Below are 17,442 nucleotides of genomic sequence, written 5' to 3' on the forward strand. Positions count from 1 at the left end.
GGATGAATATCCTGATGCTGTCCGACGTGTATTTTCCGCGTGTGAACGGCGTTTCCACGTCGATCCGTACGTTTGCCCGCTCGTTGGCGCGGATGGGCCATGCGGTAACGCTGGTGGTGCCGGACTACGGGGCTAGCAGCGGGCAGGAGCAGCACCATGACGACACCTTCAAGGTCATCCGCTTGCCTGCGCGGGTGATCTTCTTCGATCCAGAAGACCGCCTGATCAAGGGCGCCGCGCTGGACAGGGTGACCCGAACGCTGGCCGCGCGCGACTGGGACGTGGTCCACGTGCACACCCCGTTCCGCGCCCATCAGCTGGGCGTGCGGCTGGCACGGCTGACTGGCGTGCCGACGGTGGAGACCTACCACACCTATTTCGAGGAGTACGTGGGCCATTACCTGCCGTGGCTGCCGACCGGGCTGGCGCGCTGGCTGGCACGACGTGCCTCTCGTTACCTGTGCCACGGCGTGGACCACCTGATCGTGCCCAGCGCGCAGATGGCCGAGGTACTCGACCGTTACGGCGTGCGCACGCCCCGCACGGTGATTCCCACGGGCATCGACCTGGCTGAGTTTGCCGGCGGCGACGGCGCGCGCTTCCGCGAGACGCACGGCATTGCCGCCGATGTTCCCACGATGGTGACCGTGAGCCGGCTGTCGCTGGAGAAGAACATCGCGTTCCTGCTGCGGGTGATGAAGCGGCTCTTGCCCCGGTTCCCCGCGCTCCAGTTCCTGATAGCGGGAGAGGGCCCTGACGCCGCGAGGTTGCGGCAGCTGGTTGCAGGCCTGGGGTTGGAGCACAACGTCCGCTTTTTCGGCAACCTCGACCGGCGCAGCACCCTGCTGGATGCCTACCGTGCCGGGGACGTGTTCGTGTTTGCTTCGCCCAGCGAAACGCAGGGGCTGGTGCTGATCGAGGCGATGGCGTTGGGTACGCCGATCGTCTCTACAGCGGTCATGGGCACGGCGACCGTGCTGCGTGACGCCCGCAGCGCGAGAGTCAGCGAGGAAGATGAGGAGGCCTTCGCACAACATGTGGCCTCGTTGCTGGATTCGGCGGAAGACCGTCGCGCACTCGCCGAGGCGGGCCCCTTGGATGCCCGTGCCTGGAGCACCGAGGTGCTGATGCGGCGCGCGGTGGAGCTGTACGCCTCGTTGGCGCGCCCAATGCCCGCGTTGGCCTGATCCCCATCCCCCGTGCGGGGGAGGGCAAAAGCGTCCGGTGTTGGCCACGCGGATGCGTTGGCATAGATGAAGACGACCGGCCGAAGCCCCTGTGCCCCCTCCTCCCCCATGGCACGCGCTTCCGCCGGCGTCTTTTTTTGCGCGGGTAGGGAGCGGCAGTTATCGTGGCGGCATCCGGCCCGGGGAGGGGCGCCTGCGGGGTTGGCAGGGGTCCATGGGCGTGGAACCCACCCATTGATAGCCTCCACATGCCTCCAGCCAAGCAGGGAAACTCGCCGGCGCGCGTGCTGTTCGCCAGCCTGATCGGCACGACGATCGAGTTCTTCGACTTCTACATCTACGCGACGGCTGCCGTTCTCGTGTTCCCGAAGTTGTTCTTTCCGGCCGGTGATCCAGTCACCGCAACGCTGCAGTCGCTGGCGACGTTTGCGCTGGCGTTCTTCGCCCGGCCCATTGGCTCGGCGGTGTTCGGCCACTTCGGGGATCGCGTGGGGCGCAAGGCCACCCTGGTCGCGGCGCTGCTGACGATGGGCCTGTCCACCGTCGCGATTGGCCTGTTACCGACCTACGCCAGCATCGGTTTGGTGGCGCCGGCATTGCTGGCTCTGTGCCGGTTTGGCCAGGGTTTGGGACTCGGTGGCGAATGGGGCGGGGCGGTGCTGCTCGCCACCGAGAACGCGCCGCCGGGCAAGCGCGCCTGGTACGGGATGTTTCCGCAATTGGGGGCGCCGCTCGGGTTCTTCCTCGCAACCGGCATCTTCCTGCTGCTGACCGCAGTGATGAGCGATACGCAGTTTTTCGCCTGGGGCTGGCGCATCCCGTTCGTGGGGAGCGCGGCGCTGGTGTTCATCGGCCTGTGGATCCGCCTGCGGTTGAGCGAAACGCCCGACTTCCAGCGGGTGTTGGACCGCGAAGAGCGGGTACGCCTGCCGATGCTGGTGGTACTGGGCTCGCATCCGCGCGCGCTCCTGGCGGGCACCTTCGGCGCGCTGGCCACGTTCGTGCTGTTCTATCTGATGACGGTGTTCGCGCTGAGCTGGGGCACCTCTCAGCTGGGGTACACGCGCGAGCAGTTCCTGGGGCTGCAGATGGTGGGAGTGGTGTGCTTTGCGCTGACCATCCCGGTGTCCGCGCTGTACGCGGATCGGGTGGGTGCCCGGCGGGCCATGATTGCCGCGACAGTCGCCATCCTCGCCTTCGGATTGGTATTTGCGCCGCTGTTCGTTGCCGGCAGCATGGGGAGCACACTGCTGTTCCTGTCGTTGGGGCTGGCGTTGATGGGGCTGACCTACGGGCCGGTGGGCACGATCCTGGCGGAAATGTTTCCCGCCGCGGTCCGCTATACGGGCGCGTCGCTGGCGTTCAACCTCGCGGGCATCCTGGGCGCCTCGCTGGCGCCGTACATCGCAACCTGGCTGGCGGGTCGCTACGGATTGGTGTCGGTCGGGCTCTACCTCGTCGCGGCTGCCGTGCTGACCTTGCTCGCCCTCCTGGCCATACGTCCGGCGAGGGCCACCTGAGGTCGGAGCGGTGTCAAGGCGCTTGGCGTCGCACTTCTCAGGTGCCTCGCAGGCCGCCATTCCGGTTTTCGCGTAGGCCTGCGCGTAAAATGGGTCGATGATCGTCAATATCGCCGCATATCATTTCGTAGCCGTGGACGACCCCGCGGCGTTGGCCGCGGCCGCTCGCGGATGGGCCGGGGAGGGCGGCCTGCTGGGTACCGTGTTGGTGGCCGGCGAAGGCATCAACATCTTCCTGGCGGGCGATGCGGAGGCCATCGAGTCGTTCCTGGCACACCTGCGCGCCGACGCCCGATTCGCCGACATCCTCGTCAAGTACAGCCACAGTGCCGCGCAGCCGTTCGCGCGCCTGAAGGTCAAGCTGAAGCGCGAGATCATCGCCTTCCGCAGGGACGACGCCTCCCCGCTGGTGGGCCGTGCCCCGGCGGTCACGCCCGAAACGCTGACCCGCTGGCTTGACCAGGGCCACGACGATGCCGGGCGCCGCGTGGTCATGCTCGATACCCGCAACCGCGAGGAGTTCGGCTTCGGTACGTTTGCGGGGGCGCTGACGCTGCCCATCGACAACTTCACCGACCTGCCCGAGGCGCTGGCACCACACCGCGATGCCCTGCGCGATGCCACGGTGGTCAGTTTCTGCACCGGCGGCATCCGCTGCGAGAAGGCGGCACTGTGGATGCGCGCCGACGGCATGGACAACGTGTTGCAGCTGGACGGGGGAATCCTCGGCTACTTTGAACAGGTGGGCGGCGCCCACTACGACGGGCGCTGCTTCGTTTTCGACGAGCGCGTGGCGCTGGATCCGCAACTGCAGCCCCTGGTGGATGCAGTCCAGACTTCTGGAGTTGTCCCATGATCCACCGTATCGATGCCGGCCCCCGCATGTCCGAGGCCGTGGTCCATAACGGCGTGGCCTACCTGGCGGGACAGATTCCCGAAGACACCAGCCAGGACATCGAAGGCCAGACCCGCCAGGTGCTGGCGGAGATCGATGCACTGCTGGCCAAGGCCGGCACTGACAAGACCCGCCTTTTGCGTGCCGAGATTTTCCTGCGTGACATGGCGGACTTCGCCGGCATGAACCGCGCCTGGGACGCGTGGGTGGTGCCGGGCCAGGCGCCGGCCCGTGCCACGGTGCAGGCGCACCTGGCGGACGCGGCGTGGAAGGTCGAGATCGTGGTTACCGCGGCCGTTTGAGCCACGCCACCGCGCCGCGGCCCGCCCGCAGGCCGCTGGCGAAGCAGGCGGTGAGCAGGTAGCCGCCCGTCGGCGCCTCCCAATCGAGCATCTCACCGGCGCAGAACACGCCGGGATGCTGGCGCAGCATCAGCGCATCATCCAAGGCTTCAAGCCGGACACCGCCGGCCGTGCTGATCGCCTCGGCCAGCGGCCGCGGCTGGGTCAGGATCAGTGGAAGGCGCTTGATGGTCGTGGCGATGACATCCGGATCCTGCATGCCGTCGCGGCCCAGCACCTCATGCACCAGCGCCGCCTTGGCGCCGACCAGCCCTGCCTGGCGGCGCAGATGTTCGCTGATGCTGCGGCCGGCGCGAGGCTTGGCGAGGCCCCGCTTGAGGTGCTCCAGGTCGCGGCCCGGAGCCAAGTCCAGCCACAGGCGGGCTTCTCCATTGGCGGCGATGGCCTCGCGAAGAGGCGCGGACAGGGCGTAGATCAGGCTGCCCTCGATGCCGGTTGCGGTGAGCACGCACTCGCCCTGCAGGCTGTGCTCGACGCCTTCCGCATCGTGCCAGTGCGCGACCACGGGCTTGAGCGGCGCCCCGGCATGGCGCTGCGCCAGATGCTCGCTCCAGCCCACGTCGAAGCCGCAATTGGCCGGCTGAAGCTCGGCCACATCGATGCCCTGCGCGGCCAGCACCGGCGCCCAGGCGCCATCGGAGCCGAGCTCGGGCCAGCTGCCGCCGCCCAGTGCCAGCAGCGTTGCCGGGGCCAGGACTTCCACATCGCCGGCAGGCGACGCAAAGCGGAGTGCACCGTCGTCGGTCCAGCCGAGCCAGTGGTGGTGTACGTGGAATCGCACGCCCTGTTCCCGCAGTCGCCGTACCCACCCGCGCAGCAGTGGCGCGGCTTTCCGGTCCAGCGGGAATACGCGGTCGGAGCTGCCGACATAGGTCTCCACGCCCAAGCCGCGTGCCCATTCGCGCAGCGCGACGGCATCGAAATCATCCAGCCAGCGACCGACGGCTTGCGCACGGTCGCGGTAGCGCTGATCAAACGCCGGGCGCGGCTCGGCATGGGTCAGGTTGAGGCCGCCCTTGCCGGCGATCAGGAACTTGCGACCCACCGAGCCCATGGCCTCGTAGAGGTCCACGTCGATGCCGGCGGCACGCGCCACCTCAGCGGCCATCAGGCCGGCGGGCCCGCCCCCAATGACGACCAGACCAGGAGCGTTGTGGCGGGATGCGGGCATGGGCAGGGGCGCAGTGGGGCGCGCCATTATGCCGCGGTTGGCCCATGACCCCGGCAACGGGGCGCGAGTGGCCGGGTGCGGTATCTTCGCCGGCTGGCACCACGCCTGATCATCGAGGAGACCGACCCCATGCGCCCGAACCGTCTTGCCGCCCTGTTGGCCGTTGTGATCTGGGGCAGTGCGACGCTTCCCGTATGGGCCGATACGCCCGTCCGACAGGCGAGTCCCGCGGCGACCGGGCAAGCGCAACCCGCGCAATCGCGCGACGCGACGCTGCCGGAGCAACTGCGCGACTTCGACACCTACGTTGAGCGCGTGCGCCAGCAGTTCAACGTGCCCGGCATTGCGGTCGCCATCATCAAGGATGGCAAAGTGGTGCTGGAGCGCGGGTATGGCGTGCGCGAGATGGGCAAACCCGCGCGTGTGGACGAACACACCATGTTCGCCATCGCCTCCAACACGAAGGCGTTCACTGCGGCTGCGCTGTCCATCCTTGCCGACGAAGGCAAGCTCTCGCTGGACGATCGCGTCATCGACCACCTGCCGTGGTTCCGCATGGCAGACCCGTACGTCACCCACGAGATGCGCCTGCGGGACCTGTTGGCGCACCGCAGCGGCTTGGGTCTTGGTGCCGGCGACCTGCTGTACTGGCCGGGCACCGACTACACCACCGAGGAGGTGGCACGGCGGTTGAAGGACGTGCCGCTGACCGGCAGTTTCCGCGGCCAGTACGCCTACGACAACATCCTGTATGGCGTGGCGGAGCTGGTGATCGAGAAGGCGAGCGGGCAGACCTTCGACGGCTTCCTGCAGGCCCGCATCTTCGCGCCGCTCGGCATGACGGAGACGCGCTTCAACAGCGACCACCTCAAGCCGAACGACAACGTGGCGACGGGTCACGCCAAGGCCGACTTCAAGGACCTGGAGCCCGTCGCCCCGATGACCTGGCACAACGTGTCGGGTGCCGGTGGCCTGTACGCCAGCGCGCACGACCTGACGAAGTGGATGCGCGTGCAGCTGGATGGCGGCGTGATGGCGGGCGAGGGTGACGACGCCAAGCGACTATTCAGTGCGAAGCGGCAGAAGGCCATGTGGTCGGTGATCACCCCGATGAACATCCAGGAGCCTTCAGTGCCGGAACTGAGCGCGGTCAAGCCCAATTTCCTCGGCTACGGGGAAGGCTGGCAGCTGTCGGATTACCGCGGCCGCAAGCTGGTCTGGCACACCGGCGGCTGGCCGGGCATGGTGTCGCGGCTGACGTTGGTGCCCGAGCACAAGCTGGGCGTGGTGGTGCTGACCAGTGCCGAAGTGGGAGCGGCGTTCAACGCGGTGACGATGCGCGCGTTGGATGCGTTCCTGGATGCGCCGCGCACGGACTGGGTGAACGCCTACGCCGCGGCGGTGGCGAAGGCCGAGGCCAAGGCTGACGAAAGCTGGCAAAAGCACGAGCAGGCGCGTGACGCGAAGTCCAAGCCCTCGTTGCCGCTGGCGAAGTATGCCGGCACCTACCGGGATGCCTGGTACGGCGACGTCTCCATCGCGCAGGAGAAGGGCAAGCTGGTGATGCGCTTCAGCCGCACGAAGTCGCTGGTTGGCACGCTGTCGCACTGGCAGCACGACACGTTCATCGTCCGGTGGCACCAGCGCTGGCTCAACGCCGACGCCTTCGTGAACTTCAGCCTTGATGCGGATGGAAACGTCGCCGAGGTTCGGATCAAGGCGATTTCGCCGCAGACCGACTTCAGCTTCGACTTCCACGACCTGCGGTTGGTGCCGGTCAAGGCGGACGCCGCCCCCGCGAAGTGAGGGTGGCTCGGGGCGCTCAGTGCGCCTTGACGGCTAGCAGTTCGACCTCGAACACCAGCGAGGCGTTGGGCGGGATTACGCCGCCCGCGCCCTTGCGGCCATAGGCCATGTGCGCGGGGATCATCAGCACACGCTTTCCGCCCACGTGCATGCCGGCCACGCCATCGTCCCAGCCGCGGATCACCCGTCCCGCGCCGAGCAGGAAGGTGAAGGGTTCGCCCCGATCCACCGAGCTGTCGAACTTTTTGCCGCGTTTGTCCGGTCGGCGCTCGTCGTAAAGCCAACCGGTGTAATGCACGGTGACGTCGCTGCCCGGCACCGCCACCGGCCCGCTGCCGGTGGTCTGGTCCATGCGTTGCAGCTCGGCCACGCTTCCGCCGGGCGGCGGGCCCGGATCGGCGCACGCGGTGAGCAGCAGGCCCAGCAAGGGGGCAAGCAGGAGGCGGGTTGGGTGCATGGCAGGGTCCGGAAATGGGGCGGCGGCCACCCCTCCGATGCCGGTGATCGAGCGGCGCGACACGCGTGGTTGAGATTGCGAAGGCGAAAGGTTAGCCCGATTCCAGTGACTGGGCATGGGTTGCCGGGTGCCAAGAGCTGCACGTACCCTGCGACCAGGACACATTGGAGGCGTGCATGAGCTGGATTGGCATCGTGATCGTGGTGGTCGGCCTGTACCTGGCGCTGAAGGTGGCCGGGTTCGCCATGAAGCTGCTGATGTGGGGGCTGGTTCTGTTCGGACTGTACTGGGTCCTCGCACCGATCCTGGGGCTGCCCACCTTGTTTTGACGGCCCGGTCGGCGCCATCGCGTTGAGCTGTGTGTCGGCGCGGGTTACGCCGCTTCCCCGGCCGCATGGCCGGATGCCCAAGCCCACTGGAAGTTGTAGCCACCCAACCAGCCGGTCACGTCCACCACTTCGCCGATGAAGTACAGCCCGGGCACCCGGCGCGACTGCATCGTGGTGGATGACAGACTGTCCGTATCCACCCCGCCCAGGGTGACTTCGGCGGTGCGGTAACCCTCGGTGCCGCTGGCCACCAGGGGCCATGCCTGCAGCACCTCCGCGATCTGCCGCAGCTCGGGTAGGTTGAACTGCTTCATGGGCCGGTTGGGCAGCCAGTGCTCGCACAGGCGTTGGGCAAAGCGCTTGGGCAATGCATCGCCCAGCACCGTCTTCAGTTCGGCCGCGGGACGTTCGCGCTGCCAGCGCTGCAGGGTGTCCAACGCGTCCTGTCCGGGAAGCAGGTCGAGGTGCAGCTCGTCACCCGGTTGCCAGTACGAGGAGATCTGCAGGATGGCCGGCCCGCTGACGCCGCGGTGGGTGACCAGCATGAAATTGCTGAAGGACTGGCCGTTGCAGGTGGCGGTGACCGGCAGTGCCAATCCGCTGAGATCCGCCAGTCGCTCCTGGTGCTTGCCACTTAGCGTCAGCGGCACCAACCCCGCGCGAGTGGGCAGCACGGCGTGGCCAAGCTGGCGCGCAAGTTCGTAACCAAAACCGCTGGCGCCCATGCTGGGGATCGACAATCCACCACTGGCCACCACCAGCGAAGTTGCGACGAACACGCCGTGGGTCGTGTGCAGGCGGAAGGGCGCCTCGGCCGTGCCTTCGCCGTGCAGCACGCGCTCCACGCTGCAACTGGTTTCGATACGCACTCCCGCCCCGGCACACTCATCCAGCAGCATCTTCACGATGAGCTTGGACGACTCATCGCAGAACAGCTGGCCGAGCTCCTTCTCGTGATAGGCGATGCGATGCCGCTCCACCATCTCGATGAAATGCCAGGGCGTGTAGCGCGCCAGGGCTGACTTGCAGAAATGGCGGTTGGCGGAAAGGTAATTGGCCGGGGTGGTGCCGGTGTTGGTGAAATTGCAGCGCCCGCCGCCGGACATCAGGATCTTCTTGCCCACGCGGTTGGCGTGGTCAACGACCAGCACGCGTCGCCCGCGCTGTCCTGCCGTGATGGCGCACATCAGGCCGGCGGCGCCACCGCCGATGATGATGACGTCGTAGTGCTGCATCGTGACGGTGTTGCTCAGGCGACCTGCAGGTTGGACATCCCGCCCGCGGCCATTGCCGCAGACACCATCCGTACCCGGGGTCGCAGTGCGACGTTGGTGCTTTCGCTCATCAACTGCAATTCACCGTCCTGGATCATCGCGGTCAGGCGCATGCCGCGTTCCAGCATTGCACCGACCGCCTCGACGCTGGCAGCGTCGATGTCGATCACGCTGAGGTTCTTCAGTCGGGACAGTCCCACCGCGTTCCTTTCCCACCAGACGTCAGCATTGCGGCCCCCGTAATTGACCACCAGCACCTGCTGTGACCGGCCGCATGCCTTGCGGATGCGCGACTCGTCCGGCTGGCCCAGGTCGATCCACAGCTCGATGTCGCCGGTGTAGTCGCGGCGCCACAGGTCGGGCTCGTCATCGCTGCTCAGGCCCTTGCCGAACTCCAGCCGCTCATCCGCACTCAACGCGAACGCCAGCAACCGCACCATCAGCCGCTCGTCGGTTTCCGACGGGTGCTGGGCGAGGGTGAGATTGTGCGACGCGTAGTAGTGCCGGTCCATGTCGCTGACCTGCATCTCGGCTTTGACGACGGTGGCTTTCGCTGCCATGGGGTGCCTGCCGGCGGGCGCCGGGAAAGAGAATCCGTCATTCTAGGTCATGCGTACTCGCCCGCCTGCCATCGACGGTCTTCCGGCCAGCCATATCCAACTGCCACCGGGACCTTGGGGGACGGCCCTTGAAGCACTCTGCGCGTTGTTTCCCGCCATTCCGGAGGCAACCTGGCGTGATCGGTTCGCGCGGGGGCGGATTCTGGATGCCGCCGGTCGCCCCATGCGCGACGACGCGCCGTATCGGCCCGGCGCCGATATCCACTATTACCGCGAGGTGGTCGAGGAACCCCGGATTCCCTTCGAAGAGACCCTGGTCCACGTCGATGCGCACCTCGTGGTGGCTGACAAACCGCATTTTCTGCCGGTGGCGCCTGCCGGCCGCCATGTCCACGAGACCCTGCTTGGGCGGCTGATGCGACGGCTGGACAACCCCGATCTGGTGCCGTTGCACCGCCTGGACCGCGATACCGCCGGGCTGGTGCTGTTTGCAGCCCATCCGGACACGCGAGCGGCCTACCAGGCGCTGTTCCGCGACCGCTGCATCACCAAGGGCTACGAGGCGCTCGCGCCAGCACTGCCGGGGCTGGAATTTCCCCGGGTTCACAGGTCGCGGTTGGAGCCCGGAGAACCCTTCTTCCGCATGCGGGAGGTGCCGGGGACCGCCAATACGGAAACCCGGCTCGACGTGCTCACCCGGGGTGAAGGGCTTTGGCGTTACCGGCTGGAGCCGGTCACCGGGCGGAAGCATCAGTTGCGGGTGCACATGGCGGCGATGGGCGCGCCGATTGCCAACGACGCGGTGTATCCCGAGGTGCGGCAGCGCGAGGATGATGACTTCACGAAGCCCCTCAGGCTGCTCGCACGCACATTGAGATTTTCCGACCCGATTGATGGCAGTCCACGGCACTTTGAGAGTCGTTTCCGCCTAGACCCATTCCCTTGAGGGCAGGGTGTAGCGCCGTTGGGGCCGCCCGACCAGATCCAGGAACCGGTTGAAGACCACGTCGGCGTGGGCTTGCATTGAGCCGATGTGCGCGCGTGTGTGGGCGCGGATCGCGTCGGCATCCGTGGCGTGGCCGTGAGCGGCCAGTTCCGCCAGGTAGTCCGGATTGGCCAGCCAGCGCTCGACCAGGGCCTGGTCCATTTCCAGGTGGAACTGGAACCCGTAGGCGTTGGCGCCGTAGCGGAATGCCTGCGGGTCGCAGCCGTCGGTCCGCGCCAGATGTTCGGCGCCGGGCGGGACGTGGAAGCTGTAGCGGTGCCACTGGAAAACCGGCGCCTCGTCGCCCAGCGGCGCCAGCACTGGGTCCGCCTTGCCGGGGCCGGTGAGTTGCAGCCGGTGCCAGCCAATCTCCGGCACGGAGTGGCGCTGCACCGGTGCACCCAGCACATGGGCCAGCAACTGCGCTCCCAGGCAGATGCCCAGTACCGGGCGGCCCAGCTGCAACATCCGTTCGATTGCACGCATCTCGGTCAGCAGGTGGGCGCGGTGGGTGTGGTCCTCCACGTTCATCGGCCCGCCCAGCACGATCAGTCCGCGGTAGCGGTCGACGTTAGGTTGCGTTTCCGGGTGCCGCTCGAAGTTCTTGAAGCGGATGCGGTGCCCGCGCCGCCGGATCAGCGGGTCCAGGGTGCCCAACGGCTCGGCGGCGACGTGTTGGAAGACCAGTAGGCGTGACATGGCGGCGGTTGTGGCTTGTCAGGCCCACTATGCCAAGCCATGCGGAAGATGGCGATGTTCGCTCAGCTCTTCGGGGCCGCCGCAATCAGCCCGATTGCGCCGATGGCCAGCCCGATCGCGAGTCGGTTCCAGCGGCTGGTCTTCTCGCCGAAGGCCAGCACGCCCACCGCCGTGCCCAGGACCACCACACCGATGTTCATGGTGGCGAATACCACCGACGGGTTGCCCGGCAGTGCCTGATGGGCGCGCACATAGAAGACGATGTTGCCGAAGTTCAGCACGCCCAGCAGCAGGCCCGCCGCGAAGTTCCGCAGGTCAAGCCGTGCCGTTCCGCGCCCCTGGCGTAGCAGTTGCCAGCTGAGCATCAACAGGAAGGCGAGGGCGAAGGCGACCTGCAGTGAGGCCAACGACGGCATGCCGGCCAGCGCGATGCGCTTGAGCAGCACATCCACCACCGCGAAGCCGATCCACACGACCAGCAGCAGGCCCCAGCCGCGACGATCCGTCACGGTAGCCTCGGGGCGCATGACAATCCCCGCCACGGCCAGCAGCCCCAGCGCGAGCCCCGCCAGCCGCAACCCGTCGACGCGCTCGCCGAACAGGGTGAACGCGGCAATCAGCGACAGCAGCAAGGAAAGGCGTTGGGCCACGTCGGTCCGGACGATGCCGGCGGACTTCACCGCCGCGGCCAGCACCAGGAACAGCGAGGGCAGTACCACGGCCAGCCCCAGCAGCGCCGGCCAGGGCGCATCGGGCGCCTGGAGGCTGTCAAGCGGGGGCTGCAGGATCCATGCGCACAACCCCGTGGCGGCCAGGTAATTCCACGTCACCAGCTGGGCCACGTCCAGCCGGTGCCTTGGCGCTATTTTCAGCAGTACGGACACCAGCACGCTGCAAACCGCGCTGAACAGGATCAGGTGCATCGACCCGTTGCCGCAGGAGGGCGATCAGCGCGGCTTGAACGGCTTGCGGGGTCCTGTGCCGTGCGGCCGACCGCCAGGACGGCCGTCATGCGGGCGCGGGCCCTGCGGCCGCGGGCCGCGAGGACGCGGGTCGTCGCCGTGTCCACCACGCGGACGATCGTCATGCGCGCGAGCCGGACGGCCCTCGTCGTGTCCCTGGTGCTGGCTCTGACGCCAGCCACCCTGGCCCGGTCGGCTGATGCGCAACTGCTGGCCAGCCACGCGCACCTTCTTCAGGTGCTCCATGACTTCCCGCGGCATGCCTTCCGGCAGGTCGATCAGACTGTGGTCATCGCGGATGTCGATGCGGCCGATGTAGCGGCTTTCCAGTTCGGCCTCGTTGGCGATCGCGCCGACGATGTTGCCCGGCTTGACCCCGTGCACGTGGCCGACCTCGATGCGGAACGTCTCCATGCCCGCCTCGGCTCCCCGCGGCGCATCAAATTCGCGGGCGGGCCGCGGCGCTGGCGCGGCATCGGCGTGGTCGTCGAACATCGCCTCGCCGGCGTTGGCGGGCGGGTTGTAGGCGGGCGGCGTGAACTGGCGCTCGGCGTGGCGCGGCGCACGCTCGCGCTCGGCGAAGGCGCGCGGCTCGCGGGCCGGGCGCTCATCGCGCTCGCGGAACTCGCGCTGCGGTCGCGCGCCGCGTTCGCGGTCGCCGAAATCGCGCCCGCGCTGCTCGAAGGGCGCGGCGCGCTCCGGTCGGGTCGGTGCGGCCAGCAGCAGCGGCGTGTCTCCCTGGAAGAGCTTGGCCAGCGCTGCGGCAATCTCGATGGCCGGCACGTTCTTCTCGCGCTCGTAGCGCTCGATCATCTCGCGGAACAGGCCAAGTTCACTGCTTTCCAGCGCCTCGCCGATCTTGCCGAGGAAGCGGTTGACGCGCTGCTCGTTCACCGTCTCGATGCTCGGCAGTTCCATCGGCTCGATCGGCTGGCGGGTGGCACGCTCGATCGCGCGCAGCATGCCGCGCTCGCGTGGCGTCACGAACAGGATCGCCTCGCCCTTGCGCCCGGCGCGGCCGGTACGGCCAATGCGATGGACGTAGCTCTCGGTGTCGTACGGAATGTCGTAGTTCAGCACATGGCTGATCCGCTCCACGTCCAGGCCGCGCGCGGCCACGTCGGTGGCCACCAGCACGTCGATCTTGCCGTCCTTGAGGTTCTGGACGGTCTTCTCGCGCTGGGCTTGCTGCACGTCGCCGTTGATCGCCGCCGCGGACACGCCGCGTGCCAACAGCTTCTCGGCCAGTTCCTCGGTGCCCAGCTTGGTGCGCGCGAACACGATCATCGCGTCGAACGGCTCGGCCTCGATGATGCGGGTGATGGCGTCCAGCTTGTGCACGCCGCTGACCGACCAGTAGCGCTGGCGGATGTTGGCCGCGGTGGTGGTCTTGGCCTTGATCGAGACTTCGACCGGATCCTTCAGGTAGGTCTGGGCGATACGCTTGATCGGCGCCGGCATGGTGGCCGAGAACAGCGCGACCTGGCGGGTCTCCGGGGTCTTCTTGAGCACATTCTCGACGTCGTCGATGAAGCCCATGCGCAGCATTTCGTCGGCTTCATCCAGCACCAGGCAGCGCAGCTCGGACAGGTCCAGGGTGCCGCGGTCGAGGTGGTCGATCACGCGGCCCGGGGTGCCCACCACGACGTGCACGCCGCGCTTGAGCGCCTGCAGCTGCGGGTAGTAGCTCTGGCCGCCATAGATTGGCAGCACATGGAAGCCCGGCATGTTCACGGCGTACTTCTGGAACGCCTCGGCCACCTGGATGGCCAGTTCGCGGGTCGGCGCGAGCACCAGCGCCTGCGGCTTGAACTGCTTCGGGTCGATCTGCGCCAAGGCGGGCAGGGCGAAGGCGGCGGTCTTGCCGGTGCCCGTCTGGGCCTGGCCCAGCACGTCGCGGCCCTGCAGCAGCGGCGGGATGGTGGCGGCCTGGATGGGCGATGGTGACTCGTACCCGACGTCCCTCAAGGCCTTCAGCAGCGACTCGGGCAGGCCCAGGTCGGTGAACTTGATCGTCGGGGTTTCGGGGGATTCTGGCGTTGCGGGCGTCTCGGCGCTCATCGCTAAGTCTCGTTGGCGCCGCCGTGGCGGCCGGTCGGGGATCGAACAGTTTACCCTTCTGCTGAACAGGGCGTGTGATGCGGGCGCAGGTCGCGCTTTGGATCAGGCGCCCGCTGTCGCCCCCGAGGTTCGGCCGTCCCCACGGTAACGCTTGTGCAGCGTGGGTTTCAGCCCGCTGTGGGACACTTCTCGACCACCGCCAGTCTTTGAGTGCGCATGCGCCAACTCCGCTTCGACAATGCCTTTTTGCGCGACCTGCCGGGCGACCCCGTGGTCGGCCCCGGAGTGCGCCAGGTCGAGGGCGGCTTGTGGTCGCGGGTTGCGCCGACCCCGGTGCTGGCGCCCCGATTGCTGGCGCACTCGGCGGGGATGGCGACGCGGTTGGGTTTCGATGCGGCTGACATTTCCGACCCGGACTTCGCCCGGATCTTCGGCGGCAACGCGCTGATGCCTGGCATGGACCCGTATGCTGCCAATTACGGGGGCCACCAGTTCGGCCACTGGGCCGGGCAACTGGGCGACGGCCGTGCCATCACCCTGGGCGAGGCCATCAACGCGGCGGGTGAGCGCTGGGAACTGCAGCTCAAGGGCGCCGGCCCGACGCCGTACTCGCGCACAGCCGACGGGCGCGCCGTGCTGCGCTCGTCCATCCGCGAGTTCCTGTGCAGCGAAGCCATGCACCACCTGGGCGTGCCGACCACCCGGGCGCTGAGCCTGGTCGGGACGGGCGAAGGCGTGGTGCGCGACATGTTCTATGACGGCCATCCCGAGCTGGAGCCGGGCGCCATCGTGTGCCGCGTGGCGCCGTCGTTCATCCGCTTCGGCAACTTCGAGTTGCCCGCCTCGCGCGGCGACTTCGACCTTGTCCGACGGCTTGCCGACTTCTGCATCCGCCGGGATTTCCCCGAGTTGCAGGGGCAGGGCGAAGCGCTGTACGCGGAGTGGTTCGCCCAGGTCTGCGAGCGCACGGCAGTGCTGATGGGGCACTGGATGCGCGTGGGATTCGTGCACGGCGTGATGAACACCGACAACATGTCGATCCTCGGGCTGACCATCGACTACGGGCCCTATGGCTGGGTCGATGACTACGACCCCGACTGGACGCCCAACACCACCGACGCCCAACGGGGGCGCTACCGCTTTGGGCAGCAGCCGCAGGTGGCGTACTGGAACCTCGGTCGTCTGGCGGGGGCGCTTTCACCTTTATTTGGTTCCACCGAGCCATTGCAGGACGGGCTGAAACGTTACGTGGCGGCGTGGAACGCGGCCGAACGCGAGACCACCGCGCGGAAGCTGGGTTTGCTGGAAGCCCGTGACAAGGATCTGGTACTGATGCAGGACCTCCGGGACCTGCTCAGGCAGGCCGAGGTGGACATGACCCTGTTTTTCCGGGAACTGGCCGCGGTCGATCCGGGCGCACCGTCATTGGCGCCCCTGAGCGAGGCGTTCTACGACCTGTCCAAGCGGGCGGAAGCCGCGCCTGCGCTTGAGGCCTGGCTGCTGCGACACGCCGCGCGCGTGCAAGAGGATGCGGCGGACCCCACCGCCCGCCGTGTCCGGATGAATGCCGCCAACCCACGTTACGTCCTGCGCAATTACCTGGCGCAGCAGGCCATCGACCGGGCCACGCAGGGGGATATCGCCGGCGTCGTTGAACTGCTGGACGTCATGCGCCGTCCCTACGAGGACCAGCCGGGCCGCGAGCCCTTCGCACAGAAGCGTCCGGATTGGGCCAGGGAGAGGGCCGGCTGTTCGATGCTGTCCTGCAGCTCCTGAGCGGCGATTCCCGCCCCTGCCGTTGTTGCGGACGGCCGACGTTCCGGTCGGAAGCGCTTACGCCCAATTCACGCAGCCGGTCGCATCCTCGATCCGCACGCCCCGCAGGGGCCCGAGGATGGACCACCATGACCGCATCCCACCTTCTCTGTTTCGGCTGGCGCCGGCTCCACCCCGGCCTGGTGGCCCTGCTGCTCGCAACGCTGTCACTGGCGGGCTGTGTGACTCCCTATGGTGGCGGCTATCCCGGGGATCGCTACCCCGGCGACGGCTACGGCCAGGGCTATGGCAACGAGCGCGTCCTCGGCACGGTGCAGGAAGTCGACCTTCGCAACGGCCGCATTGTCATGACCGCCGACCAAAGCCGGTACGGACAGTCATCCGCTTACGTGCAAGTCGGCTTCGACCGCAACACCCGTCTGTACTACCAGGGCCGCGAAGTGGATATCGCGGGGCTGGAGCGCGGCGACCGCATCAGCGTCGATGGCGTGCATTCCGGTGGTCGACTCGTGGCGCGTTCGATCGAGGTCGTGCACAACGTGCGCGATGGCCAGGGTGGGAGCTACTACGGTGGCGAGCTGCGCGGAGCAGTCAGTTACGTCGATACCCGCGCCCGCCGCATCGACCTGACCCGCGATGGCTACGCCGGCCGCACGGAGCGCGTGTTTTACGACGAGCGCACCCGGGTCGAGTACCGAGGGCAGTACTTGCGCCCCGAACAGCTGGAGCGCGGCGACCTGATCCGCGTTCAGGCGCGGCCATCAGGCAACGACTGGCTTGCCGAACAGATCTGGGTGGAGACCAGCGCGCGTTCGCGGTAAGGCCGGCGGTGACCGCCGCTTAACGCCGGCGGTCGCATGCTCGTCGGCAAGCCGCCGCGCGCGGTGAAAGCACGTTCGGGCGCCGGGCTACTCCGGCACGGGCCCGCTCGCGCAATGGGAGCTGCCATGAAGACCTGGATTCTCGTCGCCGACGAAGCCCACGCCCGCCTGTTCGAAAGCGAGCGGGCCAATGGCGAACTGCTGGAAGTTGCGGATTTCGTCCATCCCGACGCGCATCACGCCGACCGCGGGCATCGTGACCGCCTGCCGCGCGCCCACCAGAGCGTGGGTGGAGCGCGACACGGCATCGAGCCGCGCACTTCGACCGAAGAGAAGATCCGCCACGAGTTCGCCGCGGAGCTGTCCGATTTCCTCAACGAGGCGCGCGTGGCCAACCGTTACGACAACCTCGTACTGATGGCGGCCCCGGCATTCCTGGGCTCGGTGCGCTCCGAGCTGGACCCACAGGTGGCGCGGATGGTGACCCATGCATTGGACAAGCAGATCACCGACGCCAGCATGGACCGGATCCGCGAGGAGTTGAGCCATCTGCACTGACGGCTGACACGGGCCAACC

Annotated in this window: 17 protein-coding genes; 10 read left to right on the forward strand and 7 right to left on the reverse strand. The window is 67.8% G+C overall.

Features of this window, described 5'->3' with window-relative positions; genetic code table 11:
- Positions 1–2 precede the first annotated feature (2 nt).
- The 4 genes from AC3ARF_RS06225 to AC3ARF_RS06240 all read left to right on the forward strand — a co-directional run bounded on the left by AC3ARF_RS06225 (position 3) and on the right by AC3ARF_RS06240 (position 3,904).
- Positions 3–1,187, forward strand: coding sequence for a glycosyltransferase (locus tag AC3ARF_RS06225; RefSeq protein WP_498931271.1), 1,185 nt, complete (start codon positions 3–5; stop codon positions 1,185–1,187).
- A gap of 248 nt (positions 1,188–1,435) precedes the next feature.
- On the forward strand, positions 1,436–2,707 hold the full coding sequence (locus AC3ARF_RS06230) for an MFS transporter (RefSeq protein WP_498931273.1): 1,272 nt from the start codon (positions 1,436–1,438) through the stop codon (positions 2,705–2,707).
- 97 nt (positions 2,708–2,804) lie between these two features.
- The gene (locus AC3ARF_RS06235) at positions 2,805–3,563 is read left to right on the forward strand and encodes a sulfurtransferase (protein ID WP_498931275.1); all 759 of its coding nucleotides are present in this window, start codon (positions 2,805–2,807) and stop codon (positions 3,561–3,563) included.
- Positions 3,560–3,904: a RidA family protein gene (locus AC3ARF_RS06240; protein WP_498931278.1), complete on the forward strand. Its 345-nt coding sequence runs from the start codon at positions 3,560–3,562 to the stop codon at positions 3,902–3,904. The genes AC3ARF_RS06235 and AC3ARF_RS06240 overlap by 4 nt, the downstream gene beginning before the upstream one ends.
- Here the strand turns inward: AC3ARF_RS06240 and AC3ARF_RS06245 are convergent.
- Complete coding sequence (locus tag AC3ARF_RS06245; RefSeq protein WP_498931280.1) at positions 3,888–5,135, reverse strand: TIGR03862 family flavoprotein; 1,248 nt, start codon at positions 5,133–5,135, stop codon at positions 3,888–3,890. The two genes, AC3ARF_RS06240 and AC3ARF_RS06245, sit on opposite strands and share 17 nt — an antisense overlap.
- Positions 5,136–5,264: 129 nt before the next feature.
- On the opposite strand from AC3ARF_RS06245, the gene AC3ARF_RS06250 reads away from it, so the two are divergent.
- On the forward strand, positions 5,265–6,941 hold the full coding sequence (locus AC3ARF_RS06250; RefSeq protein WP_498931281.1) for a serine hydrolase: 1,677 nt from the start codon (positions 5,265–5,267) through the stop codon (positions 6,939–6,941).
- 16 nt (positions 6,942–6,957) lie between these two features.
- Here the strand turns inward: AC3ARF_RS06250 and AC3ARF_RS06255 are convergent, their stop codons facing one another.
- Positions 6,958–7,398 carry an FKBP-type peptidyl-prolyl cis-trans isomerase gene (locus AC3ARF_RS06255; RefSeq protein ID WP_498931283.1) on the reverse strand — a complete coding sequence of 147 codons (441 nt, stop codon included), beginning with the start codon at positions 7,396–7,398 and terminating at the stop codon, positions 6,958–6,960.
- Positions 7,399–7,574: 176 nt separating this feature from the next.
- Here AC3ARF_RS06255 and AC3ARF_RS06260 point away from each other — a divergent pair, with 176 nt between their 5' ends.
- Positions 7,575–7,727: a hypothetical protein gene (locus tag AC3ARF_RS06260; RefSeq protein ID WP_498931285.1), complete on the forward strand. Its 153-nt coding sequence runs from the start codon at positions 7,575–7,577 to the stop codon at positions 7,725–7,727.
- 44 nt (positions 7,728–7,771) lie between these two features.
- Here AC3ARF_RS06260 and AC3ARF_RS06265 read toward each other — a convergent pair whose 3' ends face one another.
- Both AC3ARF_RS06265 and AC3ARF_RS06270 read right to left on the reverse strand, forming a co-directional pair.
- Entirely contained in the window at positions 7,772–8,962 is a 1,191-nt protein-coding gene (locus AC3ARF_RS06265; protein WP_498931287.1) for a BaiN/RdsA family NAD(P)/FAD-dependent oxidoreductase, read from the reverse strand.
- A 14-nt stretch (positions 8,963–8,976) separates the two neighbouring features.
- Positions 8,977–9,561, reverse strand: coding sequence for a YaeQ family protein (locus AC3ARF_RS06270; RefSeq protein ID WP_498931289.1), 585 nt, complete (start codon positions 9,559–9,561; stop codon positions 8,977–8,979).
- Between the two features lie 49 nt (positions 9,562–9,610).
- On the opposite strand from AC3ARF_RS06270, the gene AC3ARF_RS06275 reads away from it, so the two are divergent.
- Positions 9,611–10,507 carry a pseudouridine synthase gene (locus tag AC3ARF_RS06275; RefSeq protein WP_498931291.1) on the forward strand — a complete coding sequence of 299 codons (897 nt, stop codon included), beginning with the start codon at positions 9,611–9,613 and terminating at the stop codon, positions 10,505–10,507.
- On the opposite strand, the gene AC3ARF_RS06280 is transcribed toward AC3ARF_RS06275, so the two are convergent.
- The 3 genes from AC3ARF_RS06280 to AC3ARF_RS06290 all read right to left on the reverse strand — a co-directional run bounded on the left by AC3ARF_RS06280 (position 10,490) and on the right by AC3ARF_RS06290 (position 14,268).
- Positions 10,490–11,245, reverse strand: a complete 756-nt coding sequence (locus AC3ARF_RS06280; protein ID WP_498931293.1) for a type 1 glutamine amidotransferase — start codon at positions 11,243–11,245, stop codon at positions 10,490–10,492. The genes AC3ARF_RS06275 and AC3ARF_RS06280 overlap by 18 nt on opposite strands.
- A 62-nt stretch (positions 11,246–11,307) precedes the next feature.
- On the reverse strand, positions 11,308–12,168 hold the full coding sequence (locus AC3ARF_RS06285) for an EamA family transporter (protein ID WP_498931295.1): 861 nt from the start codon (positions 12,166–12,168) through the stop codon (positions 11,308–11,310).
- A 24-nt stretch (positions 12,169–12,192) separates the two neighbouring features.
- On the reverse strand, positions 12,193–14,268 hold the full coding sequence (locus AC3ARF_RS06290; protein WP_498931297.1) for a DEAD/DEAH box helicase: 2,076 nt from the start codon (positions 14,266–14,268) through the stop codon (positions 12,193–12,195).
- Positions 14,269–14,484: 216 nt separating this feature from the next.
- Here AC3ARF_RS06290 and AC3ARF_RS06295 point away from each other — a divergent pair, with 216 nt between their 5' ends.
- The 3 genes from AC3ARF_RS06295 (at position 14,485) to AC3ARF_RS06305 (ending at position 17,423) form a co-directional block, all read left to right on the forward strand.
- Positions 14,485–16,044: a protein adenylyltransferase SelO gene (locus AC3ARF_RS06295; RefSeq protein WP_498931299.1), complete on the forward strand. Its 1,560-nt coding sequence runs from the start codon at positions 14,485–14,487 to the stop codon at positions 16,042–16,044.
- Between the two features lie 128 nt (positions 16,045–16,172).
- On the forward strand, positions 16,173–16,865 hold the full coding sequence (locus AC3ARF_RS06300; protein ID WP_498931301.1) for a DUF5666 domain-containing protein: 693 nt from the start codon (positions 16,173–16,175) through the stop codon (positions 16,863–16,865).
- A 126-nt stretch (positions 16,866–16,991) separates the two neighbouring features.
- Complete coding sequence (locus AC3ARF_RS06305; RefSeq protein ID WP_498931303.1) at positions 16,992–17,423, forward strand: host attachment protein; 432 nt, start codon at positions 16,992–16,994, stop codon at positions 17,421–17,423.
- Positions 17,424–17,442: the final 19 nt, after the last annotated feature.

The organism is Lysobacter sp. KACC 24251, assembly GCF_057747755.1.